Source organism: Nitrincola iocasae, assembly GCF_008727795.1.
Lineage (GTDB): Bacteria > Pseudomonadota > Gammaproteobacteria > Pseudomonadales > Balneatricaceae > Nitrincola > Nitrincola iocasae.
On the sequence record NZ_CP044222.1, the window covers coordinates 1,644,293 to 1,668,790 of the forward strand.

The window sequence follows — 24,498 nt, forward strand, 5'->3', positions numbered from 1 at the left end:
TTGCAAAAAACGCCGGTTACTTACTTCAACCGGCGTTTTTGTGCATACATGTGCTGGTCAGCTACCTGCGACAGTTCGATTTCCGTTTCCCCATCGTCGGGATAAAAAGCAATGCCGATGCAGCAGCTTGAGGTAATTTCCAGATCACCTAAGAGAAAGGGCTGCTTCATTTGTTCTAATATTTTTGTTTTCACCGCGTCTGCTTCACTACGCTGCTGAATGCCTTGTAGCAGAATGGTGAATTCATCACCACCCAGGCGGCTGACGGTATCAGATGCGCGTACACTGTCCATCAGGCGTTGCGCAATCGCACAGAGCAGTTCATCACCTACAGCATGGCCATACTGATCATTTACGGGTTTGAAGTCGTTCAGATCAATCAGCATTAGGGCAAAGTTACCCTGTTCCCTGATTGCCAGTTTGATTGCCTGATCAATACGATCGGCAAACAGGGACCGGTTTGCCAGTCCGGTAAGCGGATCATGCTGCGCCAGGTAGCGCATCATATCTTCAGTTTTTTTGCGTTCAGTCAGGTCCCGTGTGACCCCCAAAACCCCGACAAACTGACCTTGTGCATCATAAATGCCGGAAGTCTTCACTTCCGTCCACACAGTTGAACCATTTTTATGGAACTCTTCTAGCTCGCCGGTAAATGATGGGAAAACTCTTCCCTGCTTGACCTCTTGCATGGCAAGCCGTAGTTGATCTCGCATCACCTTTGCTGAAGATCCGGTCAGGAGTTGTTCGGGTCGTTGCTGCATCACTTCTTCGACACTATAGCCGCGCAGCTTTTCAACTGAGGGACTGACATAGGTAAAGAAACCGTCAAGATCCATAGTCCAGATGACATCACTGGCGTGATCTGCCAGTAAACGATGACGTTCTTCACTGTTTTTCAGTGCATCAAAGGCATGGTTACGCTCAATAGCGATTTCCGCAAGTCGGGCGATATCTTCGATCAGTTTAATGTCTTCGACTTGTGGCTTACAAGGGTGCCGATGGTAAATGGCAAAGGTACCGAGCACTTCGCCATTCGTATCCAGAATGGGTTCTGACCAGCAAGCCGCTAACCCGGCTGTTGCCGCAGCATCTTTAACTGATGCCCAGTAGGGATGGTTTTGGATATCAGATACGATCATGCGCTTTCGAGTGGCTGCGGCTGTACCACAGGACCCGGCTCCGAGCTTTGCGGGTGTATTGGCAATGGCTGTGTTGTAACTATCCGGCAGGCTGGGTGCAGCTCCCAGATTCAGCGTATTGCTATTGCGATCTAGCAATAAAATGCTACATAAACAGCCTGGTTTGAAGTGTTCAACACTCAGTGCAATGGCACTTAATACACTTGTCAAAGGCTGATCATCGGCAATCATTGCCAGTATTTTATTATGGTTCTGTTGCAGGATGTCATTACGCTGCTGCTCCACCAGGAGATGGCGAAGTTTCCGGTTAACTCTGTAGATATAGACGGTAATACTGCTGATGATCATAACCACCAACAGAGCCAGGGTGAGCAAATGAAACCGGTATTGTAATTCATCCTCCAATAGCGCGGTACCGGGTTCAACAGCAACAAGATTGGAAGTATGCAGCAGAAGTAGCGGCAATAGCAGACATGATAACCACATAGCACAAATTTTGCGTTTTTGCTTTAGCAATGAGTGGTCCCTTTTATTGCAGTGCAATTTTGGTATTTATACATGTTATTTTAGCTGAATTTACTGAGAAGGTGCATGCCACTTATTTATTATCAGCTTATTCAAACAGGCATCTATTTTTAGTTGGGCGTTGCAGCAACCATAACGCGGCGGTGATGTGCCATCTGCCAGAGCAGATGAGCAATTAGTGCAATCAGGATGATACCGCCACCGATCAGTGTGAGTCGTGTCGGCACTTCATTCAGGAATATCCATACCCATAGCGGCCCCAACATGGGTTCTGCCGTACCGATAAGTGCGGCAATTGGAGAGGGGAGGAGTCGTGCCCCGGTAACGAACAGGGCCAGTCCCAGACCCAGATTCAATGCACCGAATACGAACAGCAGGCCGGTATCATAACTGCTGGTTGCCAGGCTTGAAGCCATAGCTCCTGAGAAAATAGCCGCAATGATTGTGCCGGTGCACACGGCAGGAGCCATGCGTACATGCGCATAACGACGGGTGATGACAGTTGCTGTGGCAAAACAGAACGCAATCAGCAGGGCGAGTGAGTCACCAATCGGTGATACTTCACCAGTAAAGGACTCCGATACCATCACCCCGACACCCGCTATCACCACTGCAATTGCCAGCCAGGTAGGGCCACTGACTTTTTCACGAAATATAATCCAGGCAATCAAGGCCGCAATCAAGGGTACACCAGCCTGAATCAGCAGGATATTGGCTACACTGGTATATTTGAGCGCCACGATGAATGAAGTGGACGCAGTAGCAAAGCATAGCGCGACAGCCAACCCTGGCCATCCCATGTAGCGGAACATCATATAGGTACCGCGCAGTTTATTGCGAAACAGCATGAATCCAAGCAAAAACAGACAGGCCCATATTGAACGCCAGAAAATAATTGCCCAGCTATCCTCCAGCGTGACAATGCGCCCCAGTACACCGCCGAAACTCCAGGCCACAGCGGCAGCCGTGACCAGTACTATGCCGAGCTTTAATTCCGTGGATGGATTGACTTCCACTGTCGCTGCTTGTGCCTGTTGGTGTACTGCTATTTTATCCATAAGTCACCAAGGGCCGACAACAAAGCCCAGCTTGTCTGGTAACCAGAGGGCAATGCCCGGTATTAGCATCACCAGTAGCAAGGCAGAAAACATAGTGACCATAAACAGCAGTGACCAGACAAAGGTTTTTTCCAGGCGGATATTGGCAACTTTCGTGGTCACCATCAGATTTACCGCAACGGGGGGCGTAAACTGACCTATGGCAATATTCATTGCCAGCAATATACCGAACCAGACCGGATTCCACTCAAAGTGATGTATCAACGGAATCAAGATCGGCGTAATGATCAGGTAGATTGAAACAGCATCCAGCAGCATTCCCGCCAGCAACACCAGCAGCATGATCAATAACAGCAATATCCAGGAGTTATCCGAGATTGATAACATCGCATTGGCCAGAGAACTGAAGGTTCCCAGCGTGGTTCCAGCCCAGGCAAAAATACCGGCCAGCGAGATGATGATCATTACCACCCCGGAAATTTTTCCGGCTTCTGCCATCATATCCAGTAAACTGCTTGGGTTGAGCTGCTTATAGACAAATACACCGATTACCAGGCCATAGGTTACGGCAACAACAGCTGCTTCTGTGGGCGTAAATAATCCGGAGCGCAGGCCTCCCAAAATCAATACCGGGGCAAAGAGTGCAGGGAGAGCTTTAATGAAACTCTCTTTAATACTGGGACGTTCGCTGTTGTCGGGGCCTTCCCAACCGTAACGACGTGACAACCACCAGGCTGGAAGCAGCAACGACAGGCCAGCCAGTATGCCTGGAAAAAGACCTGCAGCAAAAAGCGCTCTGAGATCTACACCTGGCATGACCACTGAGTAAAGAATCAAGGCAATCGATGGTGGAATGAGAATGGCTGTGGAGGCTGAAGCCGCAATCAGGGAGGCGGAAAAAGGTTTCGGGTAGCCGGCTTTGGTCATGCTGGGGAGCATAACCATAGCCACAGCCGCCGCATCGGCAGGACCTGAGCCACTCATGCCGCCCATGATCAGACAGACCAGTACAGCGACCAGTGCCAGTCCGCCATGGCGGGGCCCGATGAGCGATTGGGCGAAGCGTACCAGGCTTGCCGCAACACCGGCACGTTCAAAAATCAGACCGGTGAGTATAAACAGAGGAATCGCAATCAAGGGGTATTTGGCGATACTGTTATAAGTGTTGGTGCCCAGGGTGGCCAGCATGTCGGGCGACAGGCCTGCGATAATACCGGCCGCGCCCCCAAGACCGAGGGCAAACGCGACCGGTACACCCAAAATCATCGTAATAGCGAAAACCAGCAGCATCCATATATCAGGACTCATACGTCACTCCGTTCAGCGGTCAGGCTCTGTTTCCAACGTTCAATCAAACTTTGAGTCAGGCGTATAATAATGGCCAGGCTTAGTAGTGGCAGCCAGATGAGATAGATCCAGGTGGGATAGCCTAGTCCGGGAGACAGGGACTCCCAAGTGTATTCTTCATAGGTTAGTAAACCGCCGTACCAGACAATCAATCCGAGCAATAGCACACTAAGCAGCCACTGCAACAGATAAAGTGGACGCTTCAGTTTGTGTGGTAAATATTCTTCAAGCGCAATGATGCGAATGTGATCATGTTGTCTGGCAGCGACTGCGGCACCTGAAAAGGTCAGTACCACCAGCAGAAATACCGAAAACTCTTCAGTAAAGGCAAAGGAGGCATTTGTGGTATAACGAACCACTACATTTCCCAGACTGATCAGGCAAATAATGGTCAATGCCAAGGCGGCGAGCCAGGCTTCAGGACGAGATTTAGGTTTAGACATGGTAAGGCTGAGTCGGCAGTAAACTAAATAAACCGTGTCCGCTACTGCAACCGGACACGGTCTTTACAGGTTTGACACCCTACTGAAGGATCAACGTGCGTTGATCGCGGCCTGAGCCTGTTCTACCAGGTCTTCACCGATGCGTGGCACCCATTTCTCATACACAGCCTGGGTGGCCTCAGCAAAGGCTTGATGCTGTTCCGGTGTCAGTTCAGTAACAGTCACCCCACGTTCTTTAATACGCTCCAGGGTTTCGGCCAGCTCGGCACGGGATTTCTCGATTTCCCAGGCACCGGCTTCCTGTGCTGTTTCACGCAGAATCTGCTGATCTTCGGCAGACAAGGAGTTCCAAACACGCTGGTTTACACCAAACACCAATGGATCAGCCATATAGCGCCACAAGGTCAAATGTTCCTGACCTACCTGATCTATACGCGCTACATCAAATACTGACAAGGGGTTTTCCTGGCCATCAACCGCGCCGGTTGTCAGGGCAGGTTTGGCATCCGCCCAGCTCATCTGGGTTGGATTGGCACCCAGGGTGTTAAAGGTGTCGAGGAACAAAGGTGAGCCGACTACCCGCACTTTCAAACCCTGCATATCAGCCGGTCCAGAGATTGCTGAACGTGAATTGGACAGCTCACGAAAACCATTTTCACCCCAGCCAAGTGGAATGACGCCGCGGCGTTCAATGGCTGCAAAAATAGCCTCACCAGTTTCACCTTGCGTGATGGCATCAATAGCGGCTTCATCTGGCATCAGGAACGGCAGCGAAAACAGGTTGAGCTCAGGTACCTGAGGGGACCAGTTGATGGTTGATGCAACCGCCATATCAATCAGTCCACTGCGCATGGCTGAAAATTCACGTGTCTGGTCACCGGAGACCAGTTGGGCATTGGGGTAAACGGTTAACTTCATTCGCCCTTCAGAGCGCTCTTCGACCAGTTCGGCCCATTTACTGGCTGCCTGTCCCCAAGGGAAGGCATCGCCGAGAACGGTTGATACTGAGAATTCACGTGTTTCCTGAGCAAACGAGGCGGCACTCATTGAAAAGCAGGCAGCCGCAGCGAGGGCTGTCAGTTGTTTTTTCAGTTTCATTCCCTATCCTTAAATAATTACATTCAGTTATTGTTGTGGTAGCCGTGTTCGGATTAAGTCTCTGCATGGATTTAAATGACCCCTAATATTAGAAGACAGCGGCAGTTTTTAAAAGACAAGCGGCCTTTTAACTGCGTTAAAAATGAGGTAAGTATGCGTTTTTCTAATTTCGGACCCCTTAGTGTACTGATAGGCTGGCTGATATCAGTGCCAGTTCAGGCCGATATGCAGTTCCAGACTCAAGAATACAGGTTGAAACTAGAGGTCGTAGCTGAGGGGCTGAGCCATCCCTGGTCAATTGCTTTTTTACCTTCAGGTGGTCAGTTAGTCACCGAGCGTGATGGTCGTCTGCGTTTGATACAGCAGGACCAACTTCACCCTGACCCTATTGCGGGTGTACCTGACGTCGCGGCTACCGGGCAGGGTGGTTTGCTGGATGTAGTGCTGCACCCGGACTATGAAAACAACCAACTGATCTATCTGTCTTACGCCGATGCCACAGCAGAAGGCCTGACTACGCGGGTTATGCGCGCGCGGTTGCAAAATCACGCACTGCATGATGCCGAAGTGATTTTCGAAGCCTTGCCGCGCTCCTCGGCGGGCCATCACTTCGGCGGTCGGATGGTGTTTGATCAGGCCGGTTTTTTGTATCTATCTGTTGGCGATCGTGGTGAAAGGGCGCGTGCCCAGCAGGGGGACGATCATGCTGGCAGTATTGTACGTTTGCATGATGATGGCTCTGTGCCAGCGGATAACCCTTTTGTTGAAAATCCCGCTGTGCGAGATGAGTTATATACGCTCGGTAATCGTAATCCACAGGGCATCACTGTGCATCCACAAACGGGCGAGGTCTGGTCCAGTGAGCATGGACCCCGCGGGGGGGATGAAATCAACCGCATCATGGCCGGGATGAATTATGGCTGGCCGGAAGTGACGTATGGTGTAAACTATATCGGTACAACAATCACTGAACACACTGAACTACCGGGGATGGTCTCTCCGTTATTACACTGGACACCTTCAATCGCTCCCAGCGGCATCACTTTTTACACCGGTGATGACTTTCCAGCCTGGCAAGGGCAGCTATTCAATGGTGCCCTGAAAGACCGGCTGATTTCACGTGTGTCCGTCACCTATGAGCAGGGCGAATACCAGTTGCAGGAAGAAGAGCGTTTTTTGCAGGGCTTTGGCCAGCGTATACGTGATATCCGTCAGTCACCGGATGGCGTCTTGTGGATACTTACGGACGAAACTCGTGGCCAGGTGGTGCGCTTACGGCCTGCCAGCGATTAAACCTGATGAAATACTTGCAACCCCGAGTCGGTTTGTCTAAATTACGCTCCGCATTACGGCGTGTAGCGCAGCCTGGTAGCGCACTTCGTTCGGGACGAAGGGGTCGGAGGTTCGAATCCTCTCACGCCGACCATTCATACCAAAGCATTTATCAATGGCTAATGGCGGCTCTGTTGCCCTTAGGCCTGTCTGCACTGTTGTTGTTCGCAGGATTTCATTATCACATCACGCTACTGCTGTTGTTACTGTGTGTTTTATTGGTGGCCGTAAAACTTGGACAATTACCTGGTATTTTGACTGCAACGGTGAGTCTTGTCTGCTTCAATTACTTTTTTACAGCACCACAATTTACGCTGTTAATGGATCATGGTGAGGATATTCTGGCAGCAGCGGTTTTTTTTCTGGTCGCTATTATGATTGGACATCAGACTCAACAACTTCGAAAACGCACTGAAGATGAAGCTGAGGTGCAGAAAGCACTGCAACTTTCCCAGATTGAAAAAGAGCGGGAAGTTTTACGTACATCATTAATGAGTTCATTGTCTCATGATTTGAAAACGCCTTTAGTCACGATGATTGGCGCAACGTCCTCTTTGATTGAATTGAAACAGAGCTTAACGGAGGCCGACAAGCAGGCATTACTGGAATCCGTAATGTCAGAAGCACAGCGGCTGGAGCGTTATATACAAAACCTGCTTGACATGACCCGGCTGGGTTATGGCGATCTATCTATAGACCGCCAGAAAATTTCAATTGAAGACGTGTTGCAAGTGCTTCGAACACGTATTCTTAAAACCTATTCTGACGCGCAATTGATACTGCGTTGTCCATTGAAACTACCTGACATTGAAGTACATCCCGCATTGATAGAGCAAGCACTCTACAACCTAACTGAAAATGCGGTTAAGTTTTCACCATCAGGAGAGGCGGTATTAATCAGCTGTCATGCTGATGATCAATGGTTGGTGATCGATATAATCGATAAGGGTCCAGGTATCGCTGAAGAGTTGCGAGACAACGCGTTTGATTTTTTTGATACCTTGGGGCGAGGCGATCAGCATCAAGCGGGTGAGGGGCTAGGCTTGGCAATAGCCAAGGGTATGATTGCAGCGCAGGGTGGAAAATTATTGATATTAGATCCATTAAACATGGAACCAGGCACTTGCATGCGGGTGATGCTGCCATTGAGTGAGTCAAGCGAACATGTCTAAGATTTTAATCGTGGATGACGAAGCACAGATTATAAAATTTCTGAGTATCAGCCTGAGGTCGCAAGGGTATGATTTGATCCTTGCCAAAACAGGCAAAGAGGCTGTTGCCCAGGTAGCTTTGGGCGCTCCTGATCTGGTGATTCTTGACCTGGGTTTGCCGGATTTGGATGGCCAGAATGTACTGCTTGCCATCCGAGAGTTCAGTCAGGTACCCGTCATTATACTATCAGTCAGAAACCATGAAACTGATAAAGTTAGAGCACTGGATAACGGCGCTAATGATTACGTAGTCAAACCATTCGGTGTGCAAGAACTATTAGCCAGAATCAGGATTCAGTTGCGTTTGCGACCTGAAGTTTTGACTGACTACAATCATCTCGGACTGAGTGTTGATTACGTGTCCAGGTGCGTGAAGTATCAGGGTCGTGAAATACGCTTATCCAAGAAGGAGTATGCCCTGCTATGCCAGTTGACTGAAAATGCAGGCAAGGTCATCACGCAAACGCAGCTAATGCAGCGTATTTGGGGGCAAAGTCATCTGCAAGATACGCATTACCTGAGAATACTGATTGCACGTCTCCGGGCAAGGCTGGGCGAAGGTACCAACCAGTCCAGTTTGATTGAAACCCTGCCGGGAGTAGGGTATCGCTTGATTGTTGAGGATTAACCCAAGGCCACTCGTCCTCCAGCATAGCGAACAGGTTTCTCAGGTCGGTTGGCCAGGGCCGTGAAAAGCATCACCGGAGATATTTTTCCGATCAACATAACAACGATGATCAATAGCTTCGAGTAGGGGTGCATTTCCCCCGTCAGTCCTAATGACAGGCCAACGGTGCCCAAGGCGGATACAGCCTCAAAAATAACCATCAAGGGCTCCTGCTCAGGTTCCAATACCAACAGCAGAAGGCAGATTGCCGTTAGTAACGTCAGGGTTAAAATGAGAATTCCTGATGCGCGAAGCAGGTGCTCAACATCCAGAGTGCGTCCCATTAGTCGCGTGGATTCACGGCCCTGAAGTACAGCAAACAATCCGGTAAGCAGAAGGATGAAGGTGGTCAACCGAATGCCTCCGGCTGTAGAGCCTGGTCCCGCGCCTATGACCATGTTAATCATCATGAACACATGACTGGCATGGCTCATTTCATTCAAGTCTATGGAGTTAAATCCTGCGGTTCGTGTCGTGGCGGCTTGAAAAAAAGCGGCCGTCAGCCGATCAATGCCTGAACCCAGACTCGCGGTGTTCTGCTCAAACACCAATAAGGCAGCAGAGCCTAAAGTTAACAAAATTAGAGATCCATAAATCATTAGACGGCTATGAATGCTCAGACGCTTTTGTGGGGTACAGACTTCATAGACAACAATAAAACCCAAGCCGCCTATGATAAAGGCCATAGCGTGAATCCAGATGACCCAGTTGCCTCCGGCAACACCCACGAGCGAACTGGGAAAAAGCGCAAATCCAGCGTTATTGAATGCAGATATGGCATGAAATAAAGAATAGCCTATGCCCTTTACCCACCCAAACTCAGGAATCCAAAAGAGAGTCAGTAACAAGCTGGTAAACATCACGGTAATAAGACTGAACAGTATGACAAAACGAATCAAGGCAAACAGTGAAACACCTTCACTGATCTGTGATGATACACCCATCGTAGATTGTTGCCGTAACGAGACAAAACGGCTTCTGCCCAGTAATAATAGTGTTCCAGTGAGCATATATCCGATTCCGCCCGCCTGTATGAGCAATGCAATCACCAACTGCCCCAGTGGGGTAAAATCTGATCCTGTATCCAGTGTGACTAATCCAGTTACGGTGATTGCAGAAGCCGCAGTGAAAAGCAGATCGATAAGGTCCGCATTATGTGTCCGACTCCATGGCAGCCATAGTAAGAAGGTGCCGATCAATGACGCGCCAGCAAAAAACACAATCAGGGTTCCACCAGCAGATCCCCAGAAACTATGCCGGCTGACTACAGTAGAGATGGCCATGCAAATCCCTCGCGAGTGCGACTCATGACCAGTACTTTGTCGCCCGGATGAAAGCGGTCTGGCAGTTCACGTGACGACTCAAATTGAGAGTGTTTTTTTTGTTTAATGGCAAGTAGCGTCAGGTCTTGCAATCTCAACGTAGACAGAAAAGAACGTTGCTCAACGATATTGATGATTTTGATTTCGGCAACATATTGATTCTCGGTGAGTTGCATCTGTTGCAGTATGTCCGGATATTTCAGTGTTCTGCCTGCCCGGCGCCCCATTTCTTCCTCAGGGCTGATGACCCTCTGAACCCCCATCCGGGATACCAGGGCCGCGTGATAACGATCTTGTACCTTACACCAAAGATTCTGAACACCTGCTTCCTGTAAATGAATGACAGCCATCATGCTATTTTTGATATCACTGCCGATGGCTACCACGACCGTTGAAAATTGTTGCCAGTCGACGGCCGTAATGGCTTTAGGATTGGTGCAGTCCGCTATCATGGCTTCACTGACCTGGTCAGCGATATCGTTTACCAAAGACTCATGGCGATCAATAGCCAAGACCTCAATGCCGTTTTTCTGGGCTTCGATCGCTAGTGAATGACCAAAACGACCGAGTCCTATAACCGCTATGCGATTGCGTTTCATGCCCTTAGACCTTTATAGATAGACTTGAAACAGTCTATGCAATAACCTTGCTAAAAGTCTGTTTCAAAACAACATGAAGGTGTAACAAACGCGTAAAATATTACTTTAACAACACCGACCGGAATCGTTTATTACCATGCTTTGGATACCCTTTACACTCTTTGCGGCCTTTATGCAGGCTTGGCGCAATGCGTTTCAGAAACATTTAAGCCAGGAAGTGAGCAGTGTCGGAGTGACGCTGGCGCGTTTTATTTATGCAGGACCTTTAGCTGCCGTCTATTTACTGCTGCTCTATCAGTTGGGTGAGGCCGAGCTGCCGGTCTTTAATCAGCACTACTGGCTATTGATTTTGTTAGCATCGCTGGCACAGATCGCAGCTACTGTGTTGATGGTCATGCTGTTTCGGTTGCGTAATTATGCCATTGGGGTCGGGCTGGCAAAAAGCGAGGCGGTGATTGCGGCCGTACTGGGCGCGCTGTTTTTCGGTGCATTGCTGACGCCTTTGGCCTGGTTAGGGGTGTTGATCGGTGGATTGGCCATCTGGTTGATGGCAAACCCGGCCAGTCTTAAATCGGTTTCGTTACCAACGCTGGTAACCGGATTGGGCAGTGGCTTGTGTTTTGCGTTGACGACGCTCCTGGTGCGGGAGGCTAGTCTGATGTTAGGGCTACCTTTTCTGCACAGCGCGGCCTGGGTGCTTTTGTGTGTGATTCTGGCGCAGACGGCCATATTGTTGTGTTGGATTACTATGCGAGAGCCCGCAACCCTGTCAGCTTTGTGGCAGCGCCCTCGGTTGACCGGTGCGATCAGTCTATGCAGCTTCTTGGGTTCATTAGGCTGGTTCACGGCCATGAGCCTGGAAACCGTTGCTCTGGTAAAAACGCTGGGGCAGATCGAAGTGCTGTTTACCCTGATCATATCTGCCCGCTGGTTCCGGGAATCCCTGAGCCGTCGGGATCTGATCGGTCTGTTACTAATTGTAATCGGCGCCCTCTGCGTCATCATCGCCTAAAAGGGGTCAGTACCCTTTTAGGCGATGATGACAGGGCGCTACAAAGCTTAACCCTAAAAGGGTACTGACCCCTTTTAGGGTTAGGGGCAAGGGTTGGGGTGTTGGGTATGGATTTGCTCTATGGCGTTGAGGAGTTCATCGCTAAGATGGACTTCACTGGAGTCGATGTTTTCCTGTAATTGTTCAAGTGACGTGGCACCGATGATATTACTGGTTACAAAGGGTTGCTGAGTGACAAAGGCCAGCGCCATCTGGGTTGGGCTGAGGTTGTGTTGTTGTGCCAGCTCAACATACGCTGCGGTGACTTTATCGGCCAGGGGAGAGGTGTAACGCTGGAAGCGTTCGTAGAGTGTCAGGCGTGCGCCAGTAGGACGTTGTCCATCGAGGTATTTGCCGCTCAGAACACCAAAGGCCAATGGTGAGTAAGCTAACAAGCCTACCTGTTCACGGATTGACATTTCCGCCAGACCCACTTCATAGGTTCTATTCAGCAGGTTGTAAGGGTTCTGGACCGACACCACTCTAGGCAGGCCATGTGCCTCGCTGAGTCGCAAGTATTCATGTAATCCCCAAGGTGTTTCATTGGAAATACCGATATGGCGTACCTTGCCGCTGCTAACCAGTTCTTCGCAAGCCCGTAGGGTTTCTTCAATTGGAACGACCAGCTCATCCTGTTGATGACGATAGCCCAGTTTGCCAAAAAAATTGGTTTGTCGCTCTGGCCAGTGGATTTGATACAGATCGATATAGTCTGTTTGTAGACGCTTCAGGCTGGCATCGGCTGCGGCGATGACCTGCTCGCGGTTGAGTCGGGTGCCGTTGCGCAGGTAATGAAAGCCTTCACCTGGGCCAGTGATTTTGGTGGCAATGATCACACGATCCCGTTGCTGTTTGCTTGCCAGCCAGGAACCGATGTAGGCTTCAGTGCGACCCTGCGTCTCTGCCTTGGGAGGCACTGGATACATTTCGGCGGCATCCAGGCAGTTGATCCCGGCATCCAACGCCCTATCTATCTGGGCATGTGCTTCCTTCTCCGTGTTTTGCTCACCCCAGGTCATGGTTCCCAGTGTCAGTGCAGAAAGAGTCAGGTCAGTTTTTCCAAGTGGTCTATATTGCATAACACCTTCTTCTATCAGGTTAAATTATTGCATTAAAGAATAGTATATTTTACTCGTTTACAGCTTTGGAATAGATTAATAAAGAAACCACTGTACATTTTTGTTGTCATTAACACGGCAGATCAACTGATCTCGAAGCTATGCAAATACGTAAATATACAGATAAATTATGACCAGGAGTCAGACGTTATGTTCAATGCAACCAAGTTTCTTGAGCAGTTTATGGGAAATTCAGCCTCTGATAGCAGTCAGCAAGGGCAAGCATCTGATGGTATGAGTATACCCGGTGGCAATTTTACTGGTGGAGCTGTAGCCGGTGGGTTGATTGGGCTGCTGGTTGGCAATAAAAAAGCCCGGAAAATGGCAGGTGGACTAGTGGGCTATGGTGGCGCAGCGGCAGCGGGTGCACTGGCGTTCAAGGCCTATCAAAACTGGCAGGAAGGTAAGCAGGTAGCTACCGCACCGGTTGCTACTCAACATGATTTGAAGCAGGTTGATCCGCGCTTTCTACCGCCTGTGGATCAGAACACTACCAACAACTTTGCATTAACGTTAATTACGGCCATGATTGCAGCCGCACACGCGGACGGTCATATTGATGCTGGCGAGCAGAGCGTTATTTTTGATCATGTTGAAAAGCTATCATTGGATGCAGAAAGTAAGGCATTTGTATTCGATACTTTGAGGAACCCTCCCGGCCTTGAAGATTTGACCTCGAGTGTGCAAGGGGTTGAGCAGGCATCAGAGGTCTACTTAGTGTCACGTTTGGTTGCTGATGGCGATCACCCTGCTGAAAGAGTCTACCTGCAAGCCCTGGCTCATCGATTGAATCTGCCTGCTGATCTGGTAGCACATCTTGATCACCAGGTTACGGGGGAGTCTGAAGGGTAAAACCAGTAGTCTAGCGATCTCTATCTGGCAAATGACCTCCAGGTTGTTAAGTGTAGTTATGAATTAGCTGCAAACTCTGTACTTGCCAACTGAACATTGTAATAATATTAGTTGTTTCTAATTAATAGAGGTGTTCAGATGGAGAAGCACAGTTTTCTTCAGCATTTTCCGGTTACGTTATTCGCGATGATCATGGGGTTGGGTGGCTTAACACTGAGTTGGCACCGTTCCCATCTGGTGCTGCAGATGCCTGATTGGATCAGTCAATTATTACTGCTAATTTCAGTGAGTCTGTTTTTGGTCATCAGTGCTTTTTATCTGACCAAACTGCTTCGCTTCCCCGAAGCGGTTAAGGCTGAAATCAGTCATCCAATTAAAATCAGCTTCTTCCCGACTTTTTCCATCAGTTTGATTCTACTCTCGACGGCATTGTTACCTGTTTCAATGGGTTTATCAAAAGTGGTTTGGTTGCTGGGGGCGAGTTTGCACTTGCTGTTTAGCCTATATGTAATTACCCAGTGGATGCATCAGACAAATTTTACCATTCAGCACAGTACCCCGGCGTGGTTTATTCCGGTGGTGGGGAATATTCTGGTACCGATTGCCGGGGTGCAGCACGGTTATGTCGAAGCGAGTTGGTTTTTCTTCTCAATCGGACTGGTCTATTGGATTGTACTCAAGGTGTTGATATTTAACCGCATCATTTTTCATGATCCGATCCCGCAAAAACTGTTACCCACCTTGTTCATACTGATTGCGCCGCCTGCCGTAGGATTTATCGCCTACATGCAGTTGCAGGGAGGGGTGTTGGATGGTTTTGCGCGAGTTCTCTACTTCAGTGCATTGTTTCTGGTGTTATTGCTGTTAGTGCAGGTGCGTTATTTCACTAAAATTCCGTTTTTCCTGTCCTGGTGGGCTTACTCTTTCCCGTTGGCCGCGTTTTCCATTGCTACACAGATTATGCTGGAAAAACAGGGAGGTTGGTTCTTTCTGGTGTTGTCTTATGTGTCGCTGGGATTTGTTACCTTGCTGATTGGACTGTTACTGCTCAGAACTCTGCAAGGCGTCATTAGTGGCAAGCTGTTTCAACCTGAAGTCTGAAGATGGGTTAAAAAAAGGCAAAAAAAACGCCGCATCCTAAGATGCGGCGGTCTCGCAGTGCCCCTCGAGTGCGAAAAAAGGCGATTTGCTTAACCTGTTGGTTCGGCAAATCTTACTTATACTAAAGCACAGGGCGTGCCAGTTTTTTTAATTCCTTTAAAAACAAAGATATATTAAGACTTATGCTATGTTGTGAAATAACTTCAGTGAGTTTTATGCGCATTGATGGTGCAAAAATCAGTGAATATGCTTTGTTATGGTTCAAGGTTGCGGCATAGCCCCGGGCTTTGCTGTCGGGCTATAATGGCGTTTTTATTTAACCAGCTACAGAGACCGCATTCTATGACAGTTCGTACCCGGGTCGCGCCATCACCTACGGGTGATCCCCACGTCGGAACCGCTTATATCGCTTTGTTTAACTTAGCTTTTGCACGTCAGCATGGCGGACAGTTTATCCTGCGTATTGAAGATACGGATCAGACCCGCAGTACCGCTGAATCGGAACAGGCTATTCTCGACTCACTGCGCTGGCTGGGCTTGGAATGGGATGAGGGTCCGGATGTTGGTGGTCCACATGGTCCTTATCGTCAAAGCGAGCGCAAACACATCTATAAAGACTATGCTATGCGCCTGGTGGAAGAGGGGCATGCGTTTCTGTGTTTCCGTACACCGGAAGAGTTGAATGAGTTGCGTGAGTCGCGCCGGGCCAGTGGCCAGCATACCGCCTTAAAACAGGGTGATCTGGAGCTACCCGCTGAAGAAGCGGAAAGACGCCGTGCGGCCGGTATGCCGTTCGTGGTCAGAATGCGGGTACCAGAGACAGGCATTTGTGTTATCGATGATATGCTGCGTGGTCCGATGGAACTGGACTGGGGGCAGGTGGATGCCCAGATACTGCTGAAATCAGATGGTATGCCAACCTACCATTTGGCCAACATCGTTGATGATCATCTGATGGAGATTACCCATGTCATTCGTGGTGAGGAATGGATCAACTCAGCACCTAAGCACAAGCTGCTGTATCAGTACTTCGGTTGGGACATGCCTCAGCTTTGTCATATGCCGCTGCTGCGTAACCCTGATAAATCCAAACTGTCCAAGCGCAAGAATCCAACCAGTATTCTGTACTATCAGCGCATGGGCTATCTGCCAGAAGCTTTATTGAACTATCTTGGCCGCATGGGTTGGTCCATGCCGGATGAACGTGAAAAGTTCAATCGTGAAGAGATGTTCAGTCACTTTGATCTGACACGTGTCTCACTGGGTGGACCGGTGTTTGATCAGGAAAAACTTAGCTGGTTGAATGGCGTCTGGATTCGTGAAGAGTTGTCAGTGGATGCCTTTGCCGCTGAATTCCAGAAATGGGCGCTAAACCCTGAGTATCTGATGCAGATCGTGCCACTGATTCAGCAGCGGGTGGAAAAATTCTCGGATGTTGCACCTTTAGCAGGCTTTTTCTTATCCGGGATGTTGCCGGTGGATGCCGACAGCTTCGAGCACAAATCCCTGACACAAGAAGACTGCCGCCGCATTCTGCAGTTTGCCTCCTGGTATCTGGATAAGCAGAATGATTGGCACAAAGACGTGCTGTTTGCCGGGATGAAAAACCTGTCTGAAAATATGGGTTACAAAATTCGTGACTTCCTGTTTCCACTCTTTGTTGCTATTTCCGGCACAGCGCAGAGTGTCTCAGTGATTGATTCCATGCAGATTCTTGGACCCGATATGAGCCGTGCCCGCGTTCGCTTTGCATTGGATCAGTTGGGTAGCCCATCCAAGAAAGAAGCCAAGCGCTGGGAAAAGGAGTTTGCAGCCCTGGAAAAGGATACTACCGGCGCGGCTGAGTGACCTAAGCGGGACAAATACTCTAAGCAGATGAAAATTCTGCAAAAGCCTGTTGACATAGGACGGCGGCAATCTTATGATACGCCCCGTCCTACCGACATGGGGTCTTAGCTCAGCTGGGAGAGCGCGACGCTGGCAGCGTCGAGGTCAGGGGTTCGATCCCCCTAGACTCCACCAATCCTTTGTTTATTTTTTAAAATCATTTAGTTATAGATTTTAAAAAGCGAGAAGAAGTGCAGGTGACACCAAAGGGTGACACCACTCCGGCCAGGCTGGAGCCCTGCACATCAACATCCCTCATACCTGTCGCAAACTCACTGACCTGACTACGCCTGATTTGCCTTACCACGTCGTTTTTACCCCACTCATGACAGGCGTCTATTCTCAGTTAAGCCCGATTCGTGTGCATTAATGCTATGCTCAAGAGACAAACTCAAGAAAGCTTGTTGCCTCTTTTTGGTTTGATATGCCTAAGGTTCACACAACTTAACTGAGTACAGGTGTCACATGAAGAAGAATTTTACAGCTCAAATTGTTGATTATAAATCGATCAATGAAATACCCGGTGCTTGGTCAACAGCTGATTATAAGGCACTGTTAGCTGAAATGGGCTTGGATGAGGGCTTAGAGGATTTAAGCGAAAAAGACATAAAGGACATGTGTTATATGTCATTTAATGAGCTTGAACTTGCTGAGGCCGCGAATGTAGTGCTGAGTTTTCTATTCTCAGAGGAGGAACTCACTGAAGGAAAAGTTGAGCAGTTGTCTCATGATTTAGCAGAGGAAAAAATGTGGGAGCGGTTTTCGGATGTACGCTTTCACCATCGTCTTTTTAATGCCTATGATTTATTACGATCAGCCTATAACGGCATTTTTCCGCAACCCACTGGCGTGCAACTCACACTCAAAGTTACTGCAAAAGAACGCGATGATTTAACCATCTTTGATGAGGCTCCAAAACCATCTATCGTCAGGTTATTAGCACAGGGTATGGATGAGAATGTCACGCTCAATCGACTCTATTCTGATCAGATTTGCGGTGCTGCATTCCCGGAAGCTGAAGGCATTATCTGGTTATTAGAAACGTTATCGAAAACAGATGACTCCCGAACTTATCTGTTGACCAGTTCCAGCTTTTGGCTGGAAGACATAAAAGAGCTAGATCAATTTGAAGGAGAGGTTCACGTTGATGAGCAAGAAGGTGAGGGGCAAGCTTAATCTACTGACAACCTGGGTTGGACTGGCATTCATACTGCCCGCTTATGCGACTGATTTTTCCGCCATGGATGAAACCGCGCAAAGCTTTAGTAATATAAAAACGGTGCAGATCGCCTACAAGGGCGAAGTTATTTGGGCAAAAGCTTACAACGGCGCTAATCTTAATTCGGTAACCAATATCAAATCGGCGTCAAAAACACTCATGTCCACTATCGTCGGAATCGCTATTGAACGTGGTATTCTTGAAGGTGTAGACCAGCCCATTGCGCCATTATTATCTGATCAACTACCTGCCAACCCGGACCCGCGGTTAAGCCAAATCACCATTGGTAATTTACTGTCAATGCAAGCCGGATTAGAGCGCACCTCTGGCCGTAACTATGGACGTTGGGTGATGAGCGATAACTGGGTAAAAACCGCACTTTCCTGGCCGTTTGACGAAGAGCCCGGCGGCAACATGCAATATTCAACCGGCAGTACACATATGCTTTCTGCCATCATTAAGCGAGAATCTGGCGAACATACATACCGGCTGGCAAACAGATGGTTAGCGGGCTCCGGTGTGCGCGTAGAAAGCTGGGTAACCGATCCGCAAGGCATCCCCATGGGGGGCAATCAAGTAGGCATGACGCCTGCTTCACTGCTAGCGCTAGGTGAATTATATCGTCGTGGCGGTGTTACCGAAGACGGCAAGCGCCTCATTACTAAAAAATGGATTGATGAAAGCTGGATGCAGCGCACGCAATCGCGTTTTCATCGCAGCGGCTATGGTTATGGCTGGTTTATTCAGCCCTTTGCTGGCGTTGAGGGTTATTACGGCTGGGGTTATGGTGGGCAGATGATTTATGTATTGCCAGAACTAGAGCTAACTGTCGCCATTACCTCAGAAGAAAACTTACCATCTGGCCGAAGCGGCTATCGTGACCAGCTTCATCAGATGTTGAGTCGAGATATTATTCCAGCGATTCAATTAGATGTCTTTGTACAAGGCTGAGGTGTTCTGGCGTCAATCCTGAAAGACCCTGAAGCCGTTGAAGTAGCGGCACTGAAATGGATACATGGGTAAAGCCATCAGCGGGTGCCGGGATCTATTGGGTTGAAAATCACCGTATAACTTCAGGACTAGCTGAGGCACACTACTGGAGTAACAAACCGGTCAGGCCATAGCGGCCTTAGGTAAAGCGAACTGTCTCCACAAACCTGGTGTGATTCAGTCTGTATAAGAGGGATTGAACGTGAATAATAATAAACATAAAGACCCATCCGAACTGCCATTTGCTGCACCCTGCAGAAAACTCAGCGATGATGCTCCACTTCGTTGGCTTCAAAAGGGCGTTGATGATTTACGGGCAGCATCTCGACAAAGTTTGGTGTATGGCTTTTTAACGGTTTTACTCAGTTGGGCAATGACTGTCGCTACTATGCAATTTGGTAGTATTGGCCTTTATCTTGGGCTTGTGAGTGGCTTCGTTTTTGCTGGACCCTGGCTGGCTTTAACGCTTTACGCGATCAGCTTGCGGTTAGAAAGAGGTGAGAAAGTATCCTTAAGGCTATCGATAAGAGATGCGGGAAGCGTAATGGGATCAGCTATGATCTTTGCAGTGATATTAGTGATTGTCTTACTGGTATGGGCGCGTGCTGCAAACACCATGTATATCTTTTTCCCGGAAGTTGCCAACCCAAGTTATAGTCAATTGGCCGTCTTTTTGATTGCAGGTATTTCAGTTGGCGCTCTTTTTTGTTTGGTCGTGTTCGCCGTCAGTGCTTTTTCATTGCCAATGTTGATTGACCGTAAGGCCGATGCGGTGACTGCCGTTGTCACAAGTGTGAATGCGGTCATGCGAAATAAATACCCACTTATGCTTTGGGCTGTCATGATATCCTGCTTAATTATGATTGCTGCGCTAACAGCATGGGTTGCGCTAGTAGTGATTATGCCGGTTTTAGGCCATGCCTCCTGGCATGCCTACAGAGAAACAATCGATGCAGAGCAGTGGCCTAGTAATGCATTAAAGAAATGAGATCTTGAGCGATCATTGCGGTGCCCTGTTACAGGGCATGACGCTCACTCGAACATGGCTTGATGCAGCAAGCCAAAGTGCTGGAAGCTGTAATCAGCCAGATGAGCATAATCGGGTAAGGTTGTGTAGTGAATCAGACAGGATGGCATCTTTGCATTTCGACCGGCTTCCAGGTCGTACCTGTAATCACCCACCATTAATATGGCGTGTGGAGGTAATCCAAAGTCGCCTGCGATCTGTAGCAGGGCGGTTGGATCGGGTTTCGGCTTGGAGTTTTCTCGGGTAATGAGTCGGTCAATGGGAATGGCATTTCGTTCAATTTTAACTCTTGAAGACTGGAATGAATTTCGAGTCACGATCGCCATGGGTATGTCATTTTCTACACATTTATCCACGAAGGCTCGAGCACCCGGCATCCAGTCACTACCCTGAGCATCGAGTAATTCGTGACGATGTATCACGTCTAAAGCTGCACTCTGTTGCTTCTCTGGTAAGGATTTCAAAAAAGACAAAACATCCTCATCAGCAGGACAACAAATTTCCTGCTTGATCGCCATAAAATCTAGCGATGAGGTCACCAGGGTGCCGTCCAGGTCGAAAATTACCCCTCGAATGTGTTTCATTCTATAGCCTGTAGATTACGACGAGCAGCTGTAATGTGAAAATCCTCCAAGCCCAAACAATTCTGCTGGCTTAAGCCTGTAATATTGTTCTTCTATCTCTTGTGATTGTTCGGCATAGGGCTGTGTTAACACGCCTTGTAGTTCTTTGATTAGCGCATACTGACCCCTAGCTGCATGCTGATACGCGGGCACTACATTCCCTTCTCGCATAATGTATTTTGGGTTTGCGCGTTGCATCTGTATAGAAATCTCCTCAGTAGAGCGGGGTCCTGAGGTAATCAGCGATTTCCATTTGATGAACCACTCTGCCCAGCGCGTATGCAATCCTTCGTTGTCTGTTTCAGCGGTCAGTTCAGTGTAAAAGCTTTTCGTGAGTGGCTCGATATCATTAGGTACTGTCGATAGCTCGCGGAAGAAAAGGGTGTAATCCACCGGTGTTTGCATCATTAACGTGATCAGTTCGTTGAATAACTCGGCGTTGAATACGACTAACCCTAATTTGGCCGCCCACATCGTTTCCATTGCAGCCTGCATCACCCTGGGGAAATTAGCTTGAATTTTGTCAAGCTGCTGTATAAAGGCAGGCTGTGCTGAAAGTAGCGGGCGTAACGCGGCACAGAACATCTGGAAGTTGCGCTCTGCTGCAATCGGCTGATTGAGGAATGCGAAATGCTGTCCACCCCCTGTCCATGGCTGGAAATAGGGATTGAATGCTTCACAGAAACCAAACGGGCCGTAGTCGAGGGTGAAGCCACCCGCGGCACAGTTGTCACTGTTGAAGTTGCCTTGGCAGTATCCGACGCGAATCCAGTTAGCAACTAAAGAGGTCAGTCGGCCACAGAATTCACCTGCCAGCACAAGTACTTTTTCCTCAAGTGATCGTGTCGTGTCGATAACCTCGCCATATTCTCGATCCATTAAGTGTAAGACGAGCTTTTCCAGTTCTTCCATCGCGCGCGGATGTGCCTGGTTTCGGGCGCGACGACCAAAGAGTTCCAGTTGACCCACCCGGATAAAGGAGGGTGCCACGCGCGTTGAGATAGCCACGGGTTCTAAAAAATAACGGTCTGGATCTTTAGCGTAGGAACCAGCTGAATACCAGGGCCGTTGCACTTTTTCAGTTTTGGATACATACAAACACAGTGACCGTGATGTTGGCACTCCCAGCGCGTGCATATGCTCTTGTGCGAGGAATTCGCGAACACTTGAGCGTAGCACGGCTCGGCCGTCGGCCCCTCGGCAGTAGGGGGTTCGACCGCCCCCTTTGAGTTGCATCTCCCAGCGTTGGCCATTAATGACGGCTTCAAATACGGAGATGGCACGACCATCACCGTAGCCGTTACCGGTTCGAAACGGGCATTGCTGGGTGTATTCGGTGCCGAAGATTGACAGTGCATAGCCACAGGCCCAACCAACTTTTTGCATCGGTTCTGGTGCCTGGCTAAGGTTACCGGAGAACACCCGCATAAAATCGTCTGATTGCGCCAGGCTGTCGGCCAGGCCCAGTTCAGCAAAAAAGCTGGGGCTGTGAGCGATATATTCCGGATTCTGGATGGGTGTTGGCTTGACTGGAACGAAGTGGCCGGTGAAAACTTGCCGTGGTGCGTGATCAACACCCTCTTCAGTCGCGTCAGGATCGCAATTGAGGACGTCCAGGAATGAGTAGCTTGCACAGGCTGCAAGCGCATTGAGGGTTGTAATGCTGGCAGAGATTTCCTGGTCTTTTGCTTGTGTCATAGGAGTCCCTATTGGTATGCATCATTACATAATCTCAATGCGCTTTCAGCCCGGGGCTTGGCTTACTCAGTACGCTGAGTCACTTCCAGCAAGTGGTAGCCGAACTGGGTTTTGACCGGGCCTTGTACTTCGTTGACCGGCGCGCTGAATACAACCTTATCAAACTCAGGGACCATCTGACCTGGACCGAAGGTACCTAAGTCACCCCCATTGCGACCTGATGGGCATGTGGAATGCTGTTGTGCCAGAGCGGCGAAGTCTTCACCGGCGGCAATTTTTGCTTTAAGTTCGTTACAGGTTGCTTCGTCTTCAACCAGGATATGACGTGCTGCAGCTTTTGCCATGTTATAACTCTCACTTTTTATCGAATTTTAGTAAACCGCAACTTTAACATAATGTTTTCGCCACTCGCCAACATGTAAATCCGAAGGCAAGTGGTAGTGACCAATGGAAATCCGATGCAGCTTAAGCACAGGGTTACGAAAACGGCCAAACATACGCTTGATCTGATGGTATTTGCCTTCAGTCAGAACCACCCGTGCTGTGCGGGTTGACAGAATCGTTAACAAAGCAGGTGCTGTGGTTAGGTTTTCATAGTCAAAATACATGCCCTCAGCAAAGGCGGTTACGTAGCTGGCAGTGAGCGGTTGCTCCACTTCAACTTCATAGACTTTAGGCACCTTCTGCTTTGGATCTGTCAGCGCACTCGACCAGCGACCGTCGTTGGTAAGTAACACCAGCCCGGAGCTGTTTAAGTCCAGGCGGCCGACGATATGGAGTTGGTGTTTTTGAGGGTGGTCGATCAGGTCGATGACGGTTTTATGCTGTGCATCTTTCGTGGCGCACACCACCCCAACCGGTTTGTATAAAAGAATATAGATCGGCTGGTTGTGCTGCAGCACCTGGCCATCGTAATCTATCCTGGTAAATTGATTCACCAGCTGAGCGGGCTCATCACACAGCTCACTGTCGACTTTTACCCGTCCTTTAACGAGATCAAGCCGTATTTGTTTCAGCGAACGCTGCAACCTGCGTGCTAAAAAACGATCGAGACGATTAGATGCTGCTGCCATTAACAATCACTCACAATTCGAGCGGGCCGTTTGCTACCAGGGAAGGCTAGAACATCTAGTATAAGGCGCGGGGCGGAAAATGCATCAGCAAAGCAGTAGCCAAAATCTGTTTACGGCAGATCACATAAGAAAATCCCATTTATTAGGCTGATGCAATCTGCATTCGTTTGTGTTGAGTTGAAGCTATTTTTTGTTTTAAAAACAAATATATAAGTTGTCTATCTTGAGTTTTAGCCCAGATGGAGTATAAATTTTAATGCAAATTACTTGTGCATTTGTAATTTATGAGCAAATATATTTCTAGTTAGATGCGTTTTCAACTACTCAATAAATAAACGGAGTTCAATATGAAACGGCTACTTACTTTGATGACTGCCTGTACCCTAACCCTTGCATCAGCACAAGCTCTTGCGAACAAGCTTATTGTGGCGACAGATACCGCCTTTGTACCTTTTGAGTTTATGCAAGATGGCAAATATGTTGGATTTGATATCGATCTTTGGGCCGAAATTGCTGCCGATAACAGCTGGGAATATGAATTACGTCCAATGGACTTTGGTGGCATCATCCCCGCACTACAAACTCGTCAGGTCGATGTGGCTTTGGCAGGCATTACCATTCGTGATGATCGTAAAGAGGTAATCGACTTTTCAGATGGTTATTACCAGAGTGGCTTTACACTCATGGTCCCTACAGGGAGTGATATTGAAACCACGGCTGATCTTGTTGATAAAACCCTTGCTGTCAAAATGGGCACATCGGCTTCCGATTATGCCGAAGAGCACTTTACTGAGACAGCGCTCCGAAAATTCCCCAATATCGATAATGCCTATTTAGAGTTACGTACCGGTCGTGTTGATGCGGCAATGCATGATACGCCTAATGTGCTTTACTATATCGCCACGGCGGGTGACGGGGCAGTAAAAAGCACTGGTGAACGGATGATGGCACATGAATATGGCATTGGCTTTCCAAAAGGCACTGAGTTAGTGGGGGCTGTCAATGCATCGCTTGCAGCAATGAGAGAAGATGGTCGTTACGACGCTATTTATGAAAAATGGTTTGGTACCAGCTCGACACAATAATGCCTCGTGGGAGGATGCTTAAAGCACCTCCCA

General features: G+C 48.8%; 23 protein-coding genes and 2 tRNA genes. 13 read left to right on the top strand and 12 right to left on the bottom strand.

The genetic code is table 11. The features are described 5' to 3' along the window. Positions 1 to 20: 20 nt before the first annotated feature. The 5 genes from F5I99_RS07585 to F5I99_RS07605 form a co-directional block, all read right to left on the bottom strand. A complete protein-coding gene (locus F5I99_RS07585; protein ID WP_151054659.1) occupies positions 21 to 1,625 on the bottom strand; it encodes a sensor domain-containing diguanylate cyclase in 1,605 nt (534 codons plus the stop codon). Between the two features lie 149 nt (positions 1,626 to 1,774). Continuing rightward, positions 1,775 to 2,722 carry a DMT family transporter gene (locus tag F5I99_RS07590; RefSeq protein ID WP_151054661.1) on the bottom strand — a complete coding sequence of 316 codons (948 nt, stop codon included), beginning with the start codon at positions 2,720 to 2,722 and terminating at the stop codon, positions 1,775 to 1,777. Positions 2,723 to 2,725: 3 nt separating this feature from the next. Continuing rightward, the gene (locus F5I99_RS07595; protein WP_151054663.1) at positions 2,726 to 4,030 is read right to left on the bottom strand and encodes a TRAP transporter large permease; all 1,305 of its coding nucleotides are present in this window, start codon (positions 4,028 to 4,030) and stop codon (positions 2,726 to 2,728) included. After that, on the bottom strand, positions 4,027 to 4,512 hold the full coding sequence (locus F5I99_RS07600; RefSeq protein ID WP_151054665.1) for a TRAP transporter small permease: 486 nt from the start codon (positions 4,510 to 4,512) through the stop codon (positions 4,027 to 4,029). The genes F5I99_RS07595 and F5I99_RS07600 overlap by 4 nt, the downstream gene beginning before the upstream one ends. Before the next feature lie 90 nt (positions 4,513 to 4,602). After that, positions 4,603 to 5,610: a DctP family TRAP transporter solute-binding subunit gene (locus F5I99_RS07605; protein WP_151054667.1), complete on the bottom strand. Its 1,008-nt coding sequence runs from the start codon at positions 5,608 to 5,610 to the stop codon at positions 4,603 to 4,605. Positions 5,611 to 5,763: 153 nt separating this feature from the next. On the opposite strand from F5I99_RS07605, the gene F5I99_RS07610 reads away from it, so the two are divergent. The 4 genes from F5I99_RS07610 (at position 5,764) to F5I99_RS07625 (ending at position 8,781) form a co-directional block, all read left to right on the top strand. After that, entirely contained in the window at positions 5,764 to 6,903 is a 1,140-nt protein-coding gene (locus F5I99_RS07610; RefSeq protein WP_151054669.1) for a PQQ-dependent sugar dehydrogenase, read from the top strand. 56 nt (positions 6,904 to 6,959) lie between these two features. Beyond that, a tRNA-Pro gene (locus F5I99_RS07615) sits at positions 6,960 to 7,036 on the top strand. A gap of 28 nt (positions 7,037 to 7,064) precedes the next feature. Further along, positions 7,065 to 8,114, top strand: coding sequence for a sensor histidine kinase (locus tag F5I99_RS07620; RefSeq protein ID WP_151054671.1), 1,050 nt, complete (start codon positions 7,065 to 7,067; stop codon positions 8,112 to 8,114). After that, complete coding sequence (locus tag F5I99_RS07625; protein ID WP_151054674.1) at positions 8,107 to 8,781, top strand: response regulator transcription factor; 675 nt, start codon at positions 8,107 to 8,109, stop codon at positions 8,779 to 8,781. Before F5I99_RS07620 ends, F5I99_RS07625 begins: the two co-directional genes overlap by 8 nt. Here the strand turns inward: F5I99_RS07625 and F5I99_RS07630 are convergent. Together F5I99_RS07630 and F5I99_RS07635 are read right to left on the bottom strand one after the other, a co-directional pair. After that, positions 8,778 to 10,103: a TrkH family potassium uptake protein gene (locus tag F5I99_RS07630; protein ID WP_151054676.1), complete on the bottom strand. Its 1,326-nt coding sequence runs from the start codon at positions 10,101 to 10,103 to the stop codon at positions 8,778 to 8,780. The two genes, F5I99_RS07625 and F5I99_RS07630, sit on opposite strands and share 4 nt — an antisense overlap. Continuing rightward, the gene (locus F5I99_RS07635; RefSeq protein WP_151054678.1) at positions 10,085 to 10,741 is read right to left on the bottom strand and encodes a potassium channel family protein; all 657 of its coding nucleotides are present in this window, start codon (positions 10,739 to 10,741) and stop codon (positions 10,085 to 10,087) included. The genes F5I99_RS07630 and F5I99_RS07635 overlap by 19 nt, the downstream gene beginning before the upstream one ends. A gap of 136 nt (positions 10,742 to 10,877) precedes the next feature. Between F5I99_RS07635 and F5I99_RS07640 the strand changes: the two genes are divergently transcribed. Then, positions 10,878 to 11,753 (top strand): DMT family transporter, encoded by an 876-nt coding sequence (locus F5I99_RS07640; protein ID WP_151054680.1) that lies wholly within the window; start codon positions 10,878 to 10,880, stop codon positions 11,751 to 11,753. 80 nt (positions 11,754 to 11,833) lie between these two features. On the opposite strand, the gene F5I99_RS07645 is transcribed toward F5I99_RS07640, so the two are convergent. Beyond that, on the bottom strand, positions 11,834 to 12,871 hold the full coding sequence (locus F5I99_RS07645) for an NADP(H)-dependent aldo-keto reductase (protein WP_151054682.1): 1,038 nt from the start codon (positions 12,869 to 12,871) through the stop codon (positions 11,834 to 11,836). Positions 12,872 to 13,060: 189 nt separating this feature from the next. Between F5I99_RS07645 and F5I99_RS07650 the strand changes: the two genes are divergently transcribed. The 7 genes from F5I99_RS07650 to F5I99_RS07680 all read left to right on the top strand — a co-directional run bounded on the left by F5I99_RS07650 (position 13,061) and on the right by F5I99_RS07680 (position 19,947). Further along, positions 13,061 to 13,762, top strand: coding sequence for a tellurite resistance TerB family protein (locus F5I99_RS07650; RefSeq protein ID WP_151054684.1), 702 nt, complete (start codon positions 13,061 to 13,063; stop codon positions 13,760 to 13,762). 138 nt (positions 13,763 to 13,900) lie between these two features. Further along, positions 13,901 to 14,863, top strand: coding sequence for an SLAC1 anion channel family protein (locus tag F5I99_RS07655; RefSeq protein WP_151054686.1), 963 nt, complete (start codon positions 13,901 to 13,903; stop codon positions 14,861 to 14,863). A gap of 342 nt (positions 14,864 to 15,205) precedes the next feature. Further along, positions 15,206 to 16,711: a glutamate--tRNA ligase gene (gene gltX, locus F5I99_RS07660; protein WP_151054688.1), complete on the top strand. Its 1,506-nt coding sequence runs from the start codon at positions 15,206 to 15,208 to the stop codon at positions 16,709 to 16,711. 98 nt (positions 16,712 to 16,809) lie between these two features. After that, a tRNA-Ala gene (locus tag F5I99_RS07665) sits at positions 16,810 to 16,885 on the top strand. Between the two features lie 330 nt (positions 16,886 to 17,215). Then, the gene (locus F5I99_RS07670) at positions 17,216 to 17,926 is read left to right on the top strand and encodes a hypothetical protein (protein ID WP_151054690.1); all 711 of its coding nucleotides are present in this window, start codon (positions 17,216 to 17,218) and stop codon (positions 17,924 to 17,926) included. Next, complete coding sequence (locus F5I99_RS07675) at positions 17,898 to 18,920, top strand: serine hydrolase domain-containing protein (protein ID WP_151054692.1); 1,023 nt, start codon at positions 17,898 to 17,900, stop codon at positions 18,918 to 18,920. The genes F5I99_RS07670 and F5I99_RS07675 overlap by 29 nt, the downstream gene beginning before the upstream one ends. Positions 18,921 to 19,161: 241 nt before the next feature. Next, positions 19,162 to 19,947, top strand: a complete 786-nt coding sequence (locus F5I99_RS07680) for a DUF2189 domain-containing protein (protein WP_151054694.1) — start codon at positions 19,162 to 19,164, stop codon at positions 19,945 to 19,947. A gap of 44 nt (positions 19,948 to 19,991) precedes the next feature. On the opposite strand, the gene F5I99_RS07685 is transcribed toward F5I99_RS07680, so the two are convergent. The 4 genes from F5I99_RS07685 to F5I99_RS07700 form a co-directional block, all read right to left on the bottom strand. Beyond that, positions 19,992 to 20,570: an HAD family hydrolase gene (locus F5I99_RS07685; RefSeq protein ID WP_151054696.1), complete on the bottom strand. Its 579-nt coding sequence runs from the start codon at positions 20,568 to 20,570 to the stop codon at positions 19,992 to 19,994. A gap of 15 nt (positions 20,571 to 20,585) precedes the next feature. Further along, positions 20,586 to 22,307 (bottom strand): protein adenylyltransferase SelO, encoded by a 1,722-nt coding sequence (locus F5I99_RS07690; protein ID WP_151054698.1) that lies wholly within the window; start codon positions 22,305 to 22,307, stop codon positions 20,586 to 20,588. Between the two features lie 62 nt (positions 22,308 to 22,369). Further along, positions 22,370 to 22,651 (bottom strand): peptidylprolyl isomerase, encoded by a 282-nt coding sequence (locus tag F5I99_RS07695; protein WP_151054700.1) that lies wholly within the window; start codon positions 22,649 to 22,651, stop codon positions 22,370 to 22,372. Positions 22,652 to 22,678: 27 nt separating this feature from the next. After that, the gene (locus tag F5I99_RS07700; protein WP_151054702.1) at positions 22,679 to 23,380 is read right to left on the bottom strand and encodes a pseudouridine synthase; all 702 of its coding nucleotides are present in this window, start codon (positions 23,378 to 23,380) and stop codon (positions 22,679 to 22,681) included. A 347-nt stretch (positions 23,381 to 23,727) separates the two neighbouring features. Between F5I99_RS07700 and glnH the strand changes: the two genes are divergently transcribed. Continuing rightward, positions 23,728 to 24,465: a glutamine ABC transporter substrate-binding protein GlnH gene (gene glnH / locus F5I99_RS07705; protein ID WP_151054704.1), complete on the top strand. Its 738-nt coding sequence runs from the start codon at positions 23,728 to 23,730 to the stop codon at positions 24,463 to 24,465. The last annotated feature ends 33 nt before the right edge of the window (positions 24,466 to 24,498 follow it).

Coding starts and splice junctions, on each gene's coding strand:
- F5I99_RS07670 (WP_151054690.1), top strand. CDS start 17,216: ATGAAGAAGAATTTTACAGCTCAAATTGTTGATTATAAATCGATCAAT.
- F5I99_RS07650 (WP_151054684.1), top strand. CDS start 13,061: ATGTTCAATGCAACCAAGTTTCTTGAGCAGTTTATGGGAAATTCAGCC.
- F5I99_RS07655 (WP_151054686.1), top strand. CDS start 13,901: ATGGAGAAGCACAGTTTTCTTCAGCATTTTCCGGTTACGTTATTCGCG.
- F5I99_RS07700 (WP_151054702.1), bottom strand. CDS start 23,380: ATGGCAGCAGCATCTAATCGTCTCGATCGTTTTTTAGCACGCAGGTTG.
- F5I99_RS07690 (WP_151054698.1), bottom strand. CDS start 22,307: ATGACACAAGCAAAAGACCAGGAAATCTCTGCCAGCATTACAACCCTC.
- F5I99_RS07605 (WP_151054667.1), bottom strand. CDS start 5,610: ATGAAACTGAAAAAACAACTGACAGCCCTCGCTGCGGCTGCCTGCTTT.
- F5I99_RS07600 (WP_151054665.1), bottom strand. CDS start 4,512: ATGTCTAAACCTAAATCTCGTCCTGAAGCCTGGCTCGCCGCCTTGGCA.
- glnH (WP_151054704.1), top strand. CDS start 23,728: ATGAAACGGCTACTTACTTTGATGACTGCCTGTACCCTAACCCTTGCA.
- F5I99_RS07685 (WP_151054696.1), bottom strand. CDS start 20,570: ATGAAACACATTCGAGGGGTAATTTTCGACCTGGACGGCACCCTGGTG.
- F5I99_RS07635 (WP_151054678.1), bottom strand. CDS start 10,741: ATGAAACGCAATCGCATAGCGGTTATAGGACTCGGTCGTTTTGGTCAT.
- F5I99_RS07610 (WP_151054669.1), top strand. CDS start 5,764: ATGCGTTTTTCTAATTTCGGACCCCTTAGTGTACTGATAGGCTGGCTG.
- F5I99_RS07595 (WP_151054663.1), bottom strand. CDS start 4,030: ATGAGTCCTGATATATGGATGCTGCTGGTTTTCGCTATTACGATGATT.
- F5I99_RS07620 (WP_151054671.1), top strand. CDS start 7,065: ATGGCGGCTCTGTTGCCCTTAGGCCTGTCTGCACTGTTGTTGTTCGCA.
- F5I99_RS07645 (WP_151054682.1), bottom strand. CDS start 12,871: ATGCAATATAGACCACTTGGAAAAACTGACCTGACTCTTTCTGCACTG.
- F5I99_RS07590 (WP_151054661.1), bottom strand. CDS start 2,722: ATGGATAAAATAGCAGTACACCAACAGGCACAAGCAGCGACAGTGGAA.
- F5I99_RS07625 (WP_151054674.1), top strand. CDS start 8,107: ATGTCTAAGATTTTAATCGTGGATGACGAAGCACAGATTATAAAATTT.
- F5I99_RS07695 (WP_151054700.1), bottom strand. CDS start 22,651: ATGGCAAAAGCTGCAGCACGTCATATCCTGGTTGAAGACGAAGCAACC.
- F5I99_RS07675 (WP_151054692.1), top strand. CDS start 17,898: ATGAGCAAGAAGGTGAGGGGCAAGCTTAATCTACTGACAACCTGGGTT.
- F5I99_RS07640 (WP_151054680.1), top strand. CDS start 10,878: ATGCTTTGGATACCCTTTACACTCTTTGCGGCCTTTATGCAGGCTTGG.
- gltX (WP_151054688.1), top strand. CDS start 15,206: ATGACAGTTCGTACCCGGGTCGCGCCATCACCTACGGGTGATCCCCAC.
- F5I99_RS07585 (WP_151054659.1), bottom strand. CDS start 1,625: ATGTGGTTATCATGTCTGCTATTGCCGCTACTTCTGCTGCATACTTCC.
- F5I99_RS07630 (WP_151054676.1), bottom strand. CDS start 10,103: ATGGCCATCTCTACTGTAGTCAGCCGGCATAGTTTCTGGGGATCTGCT.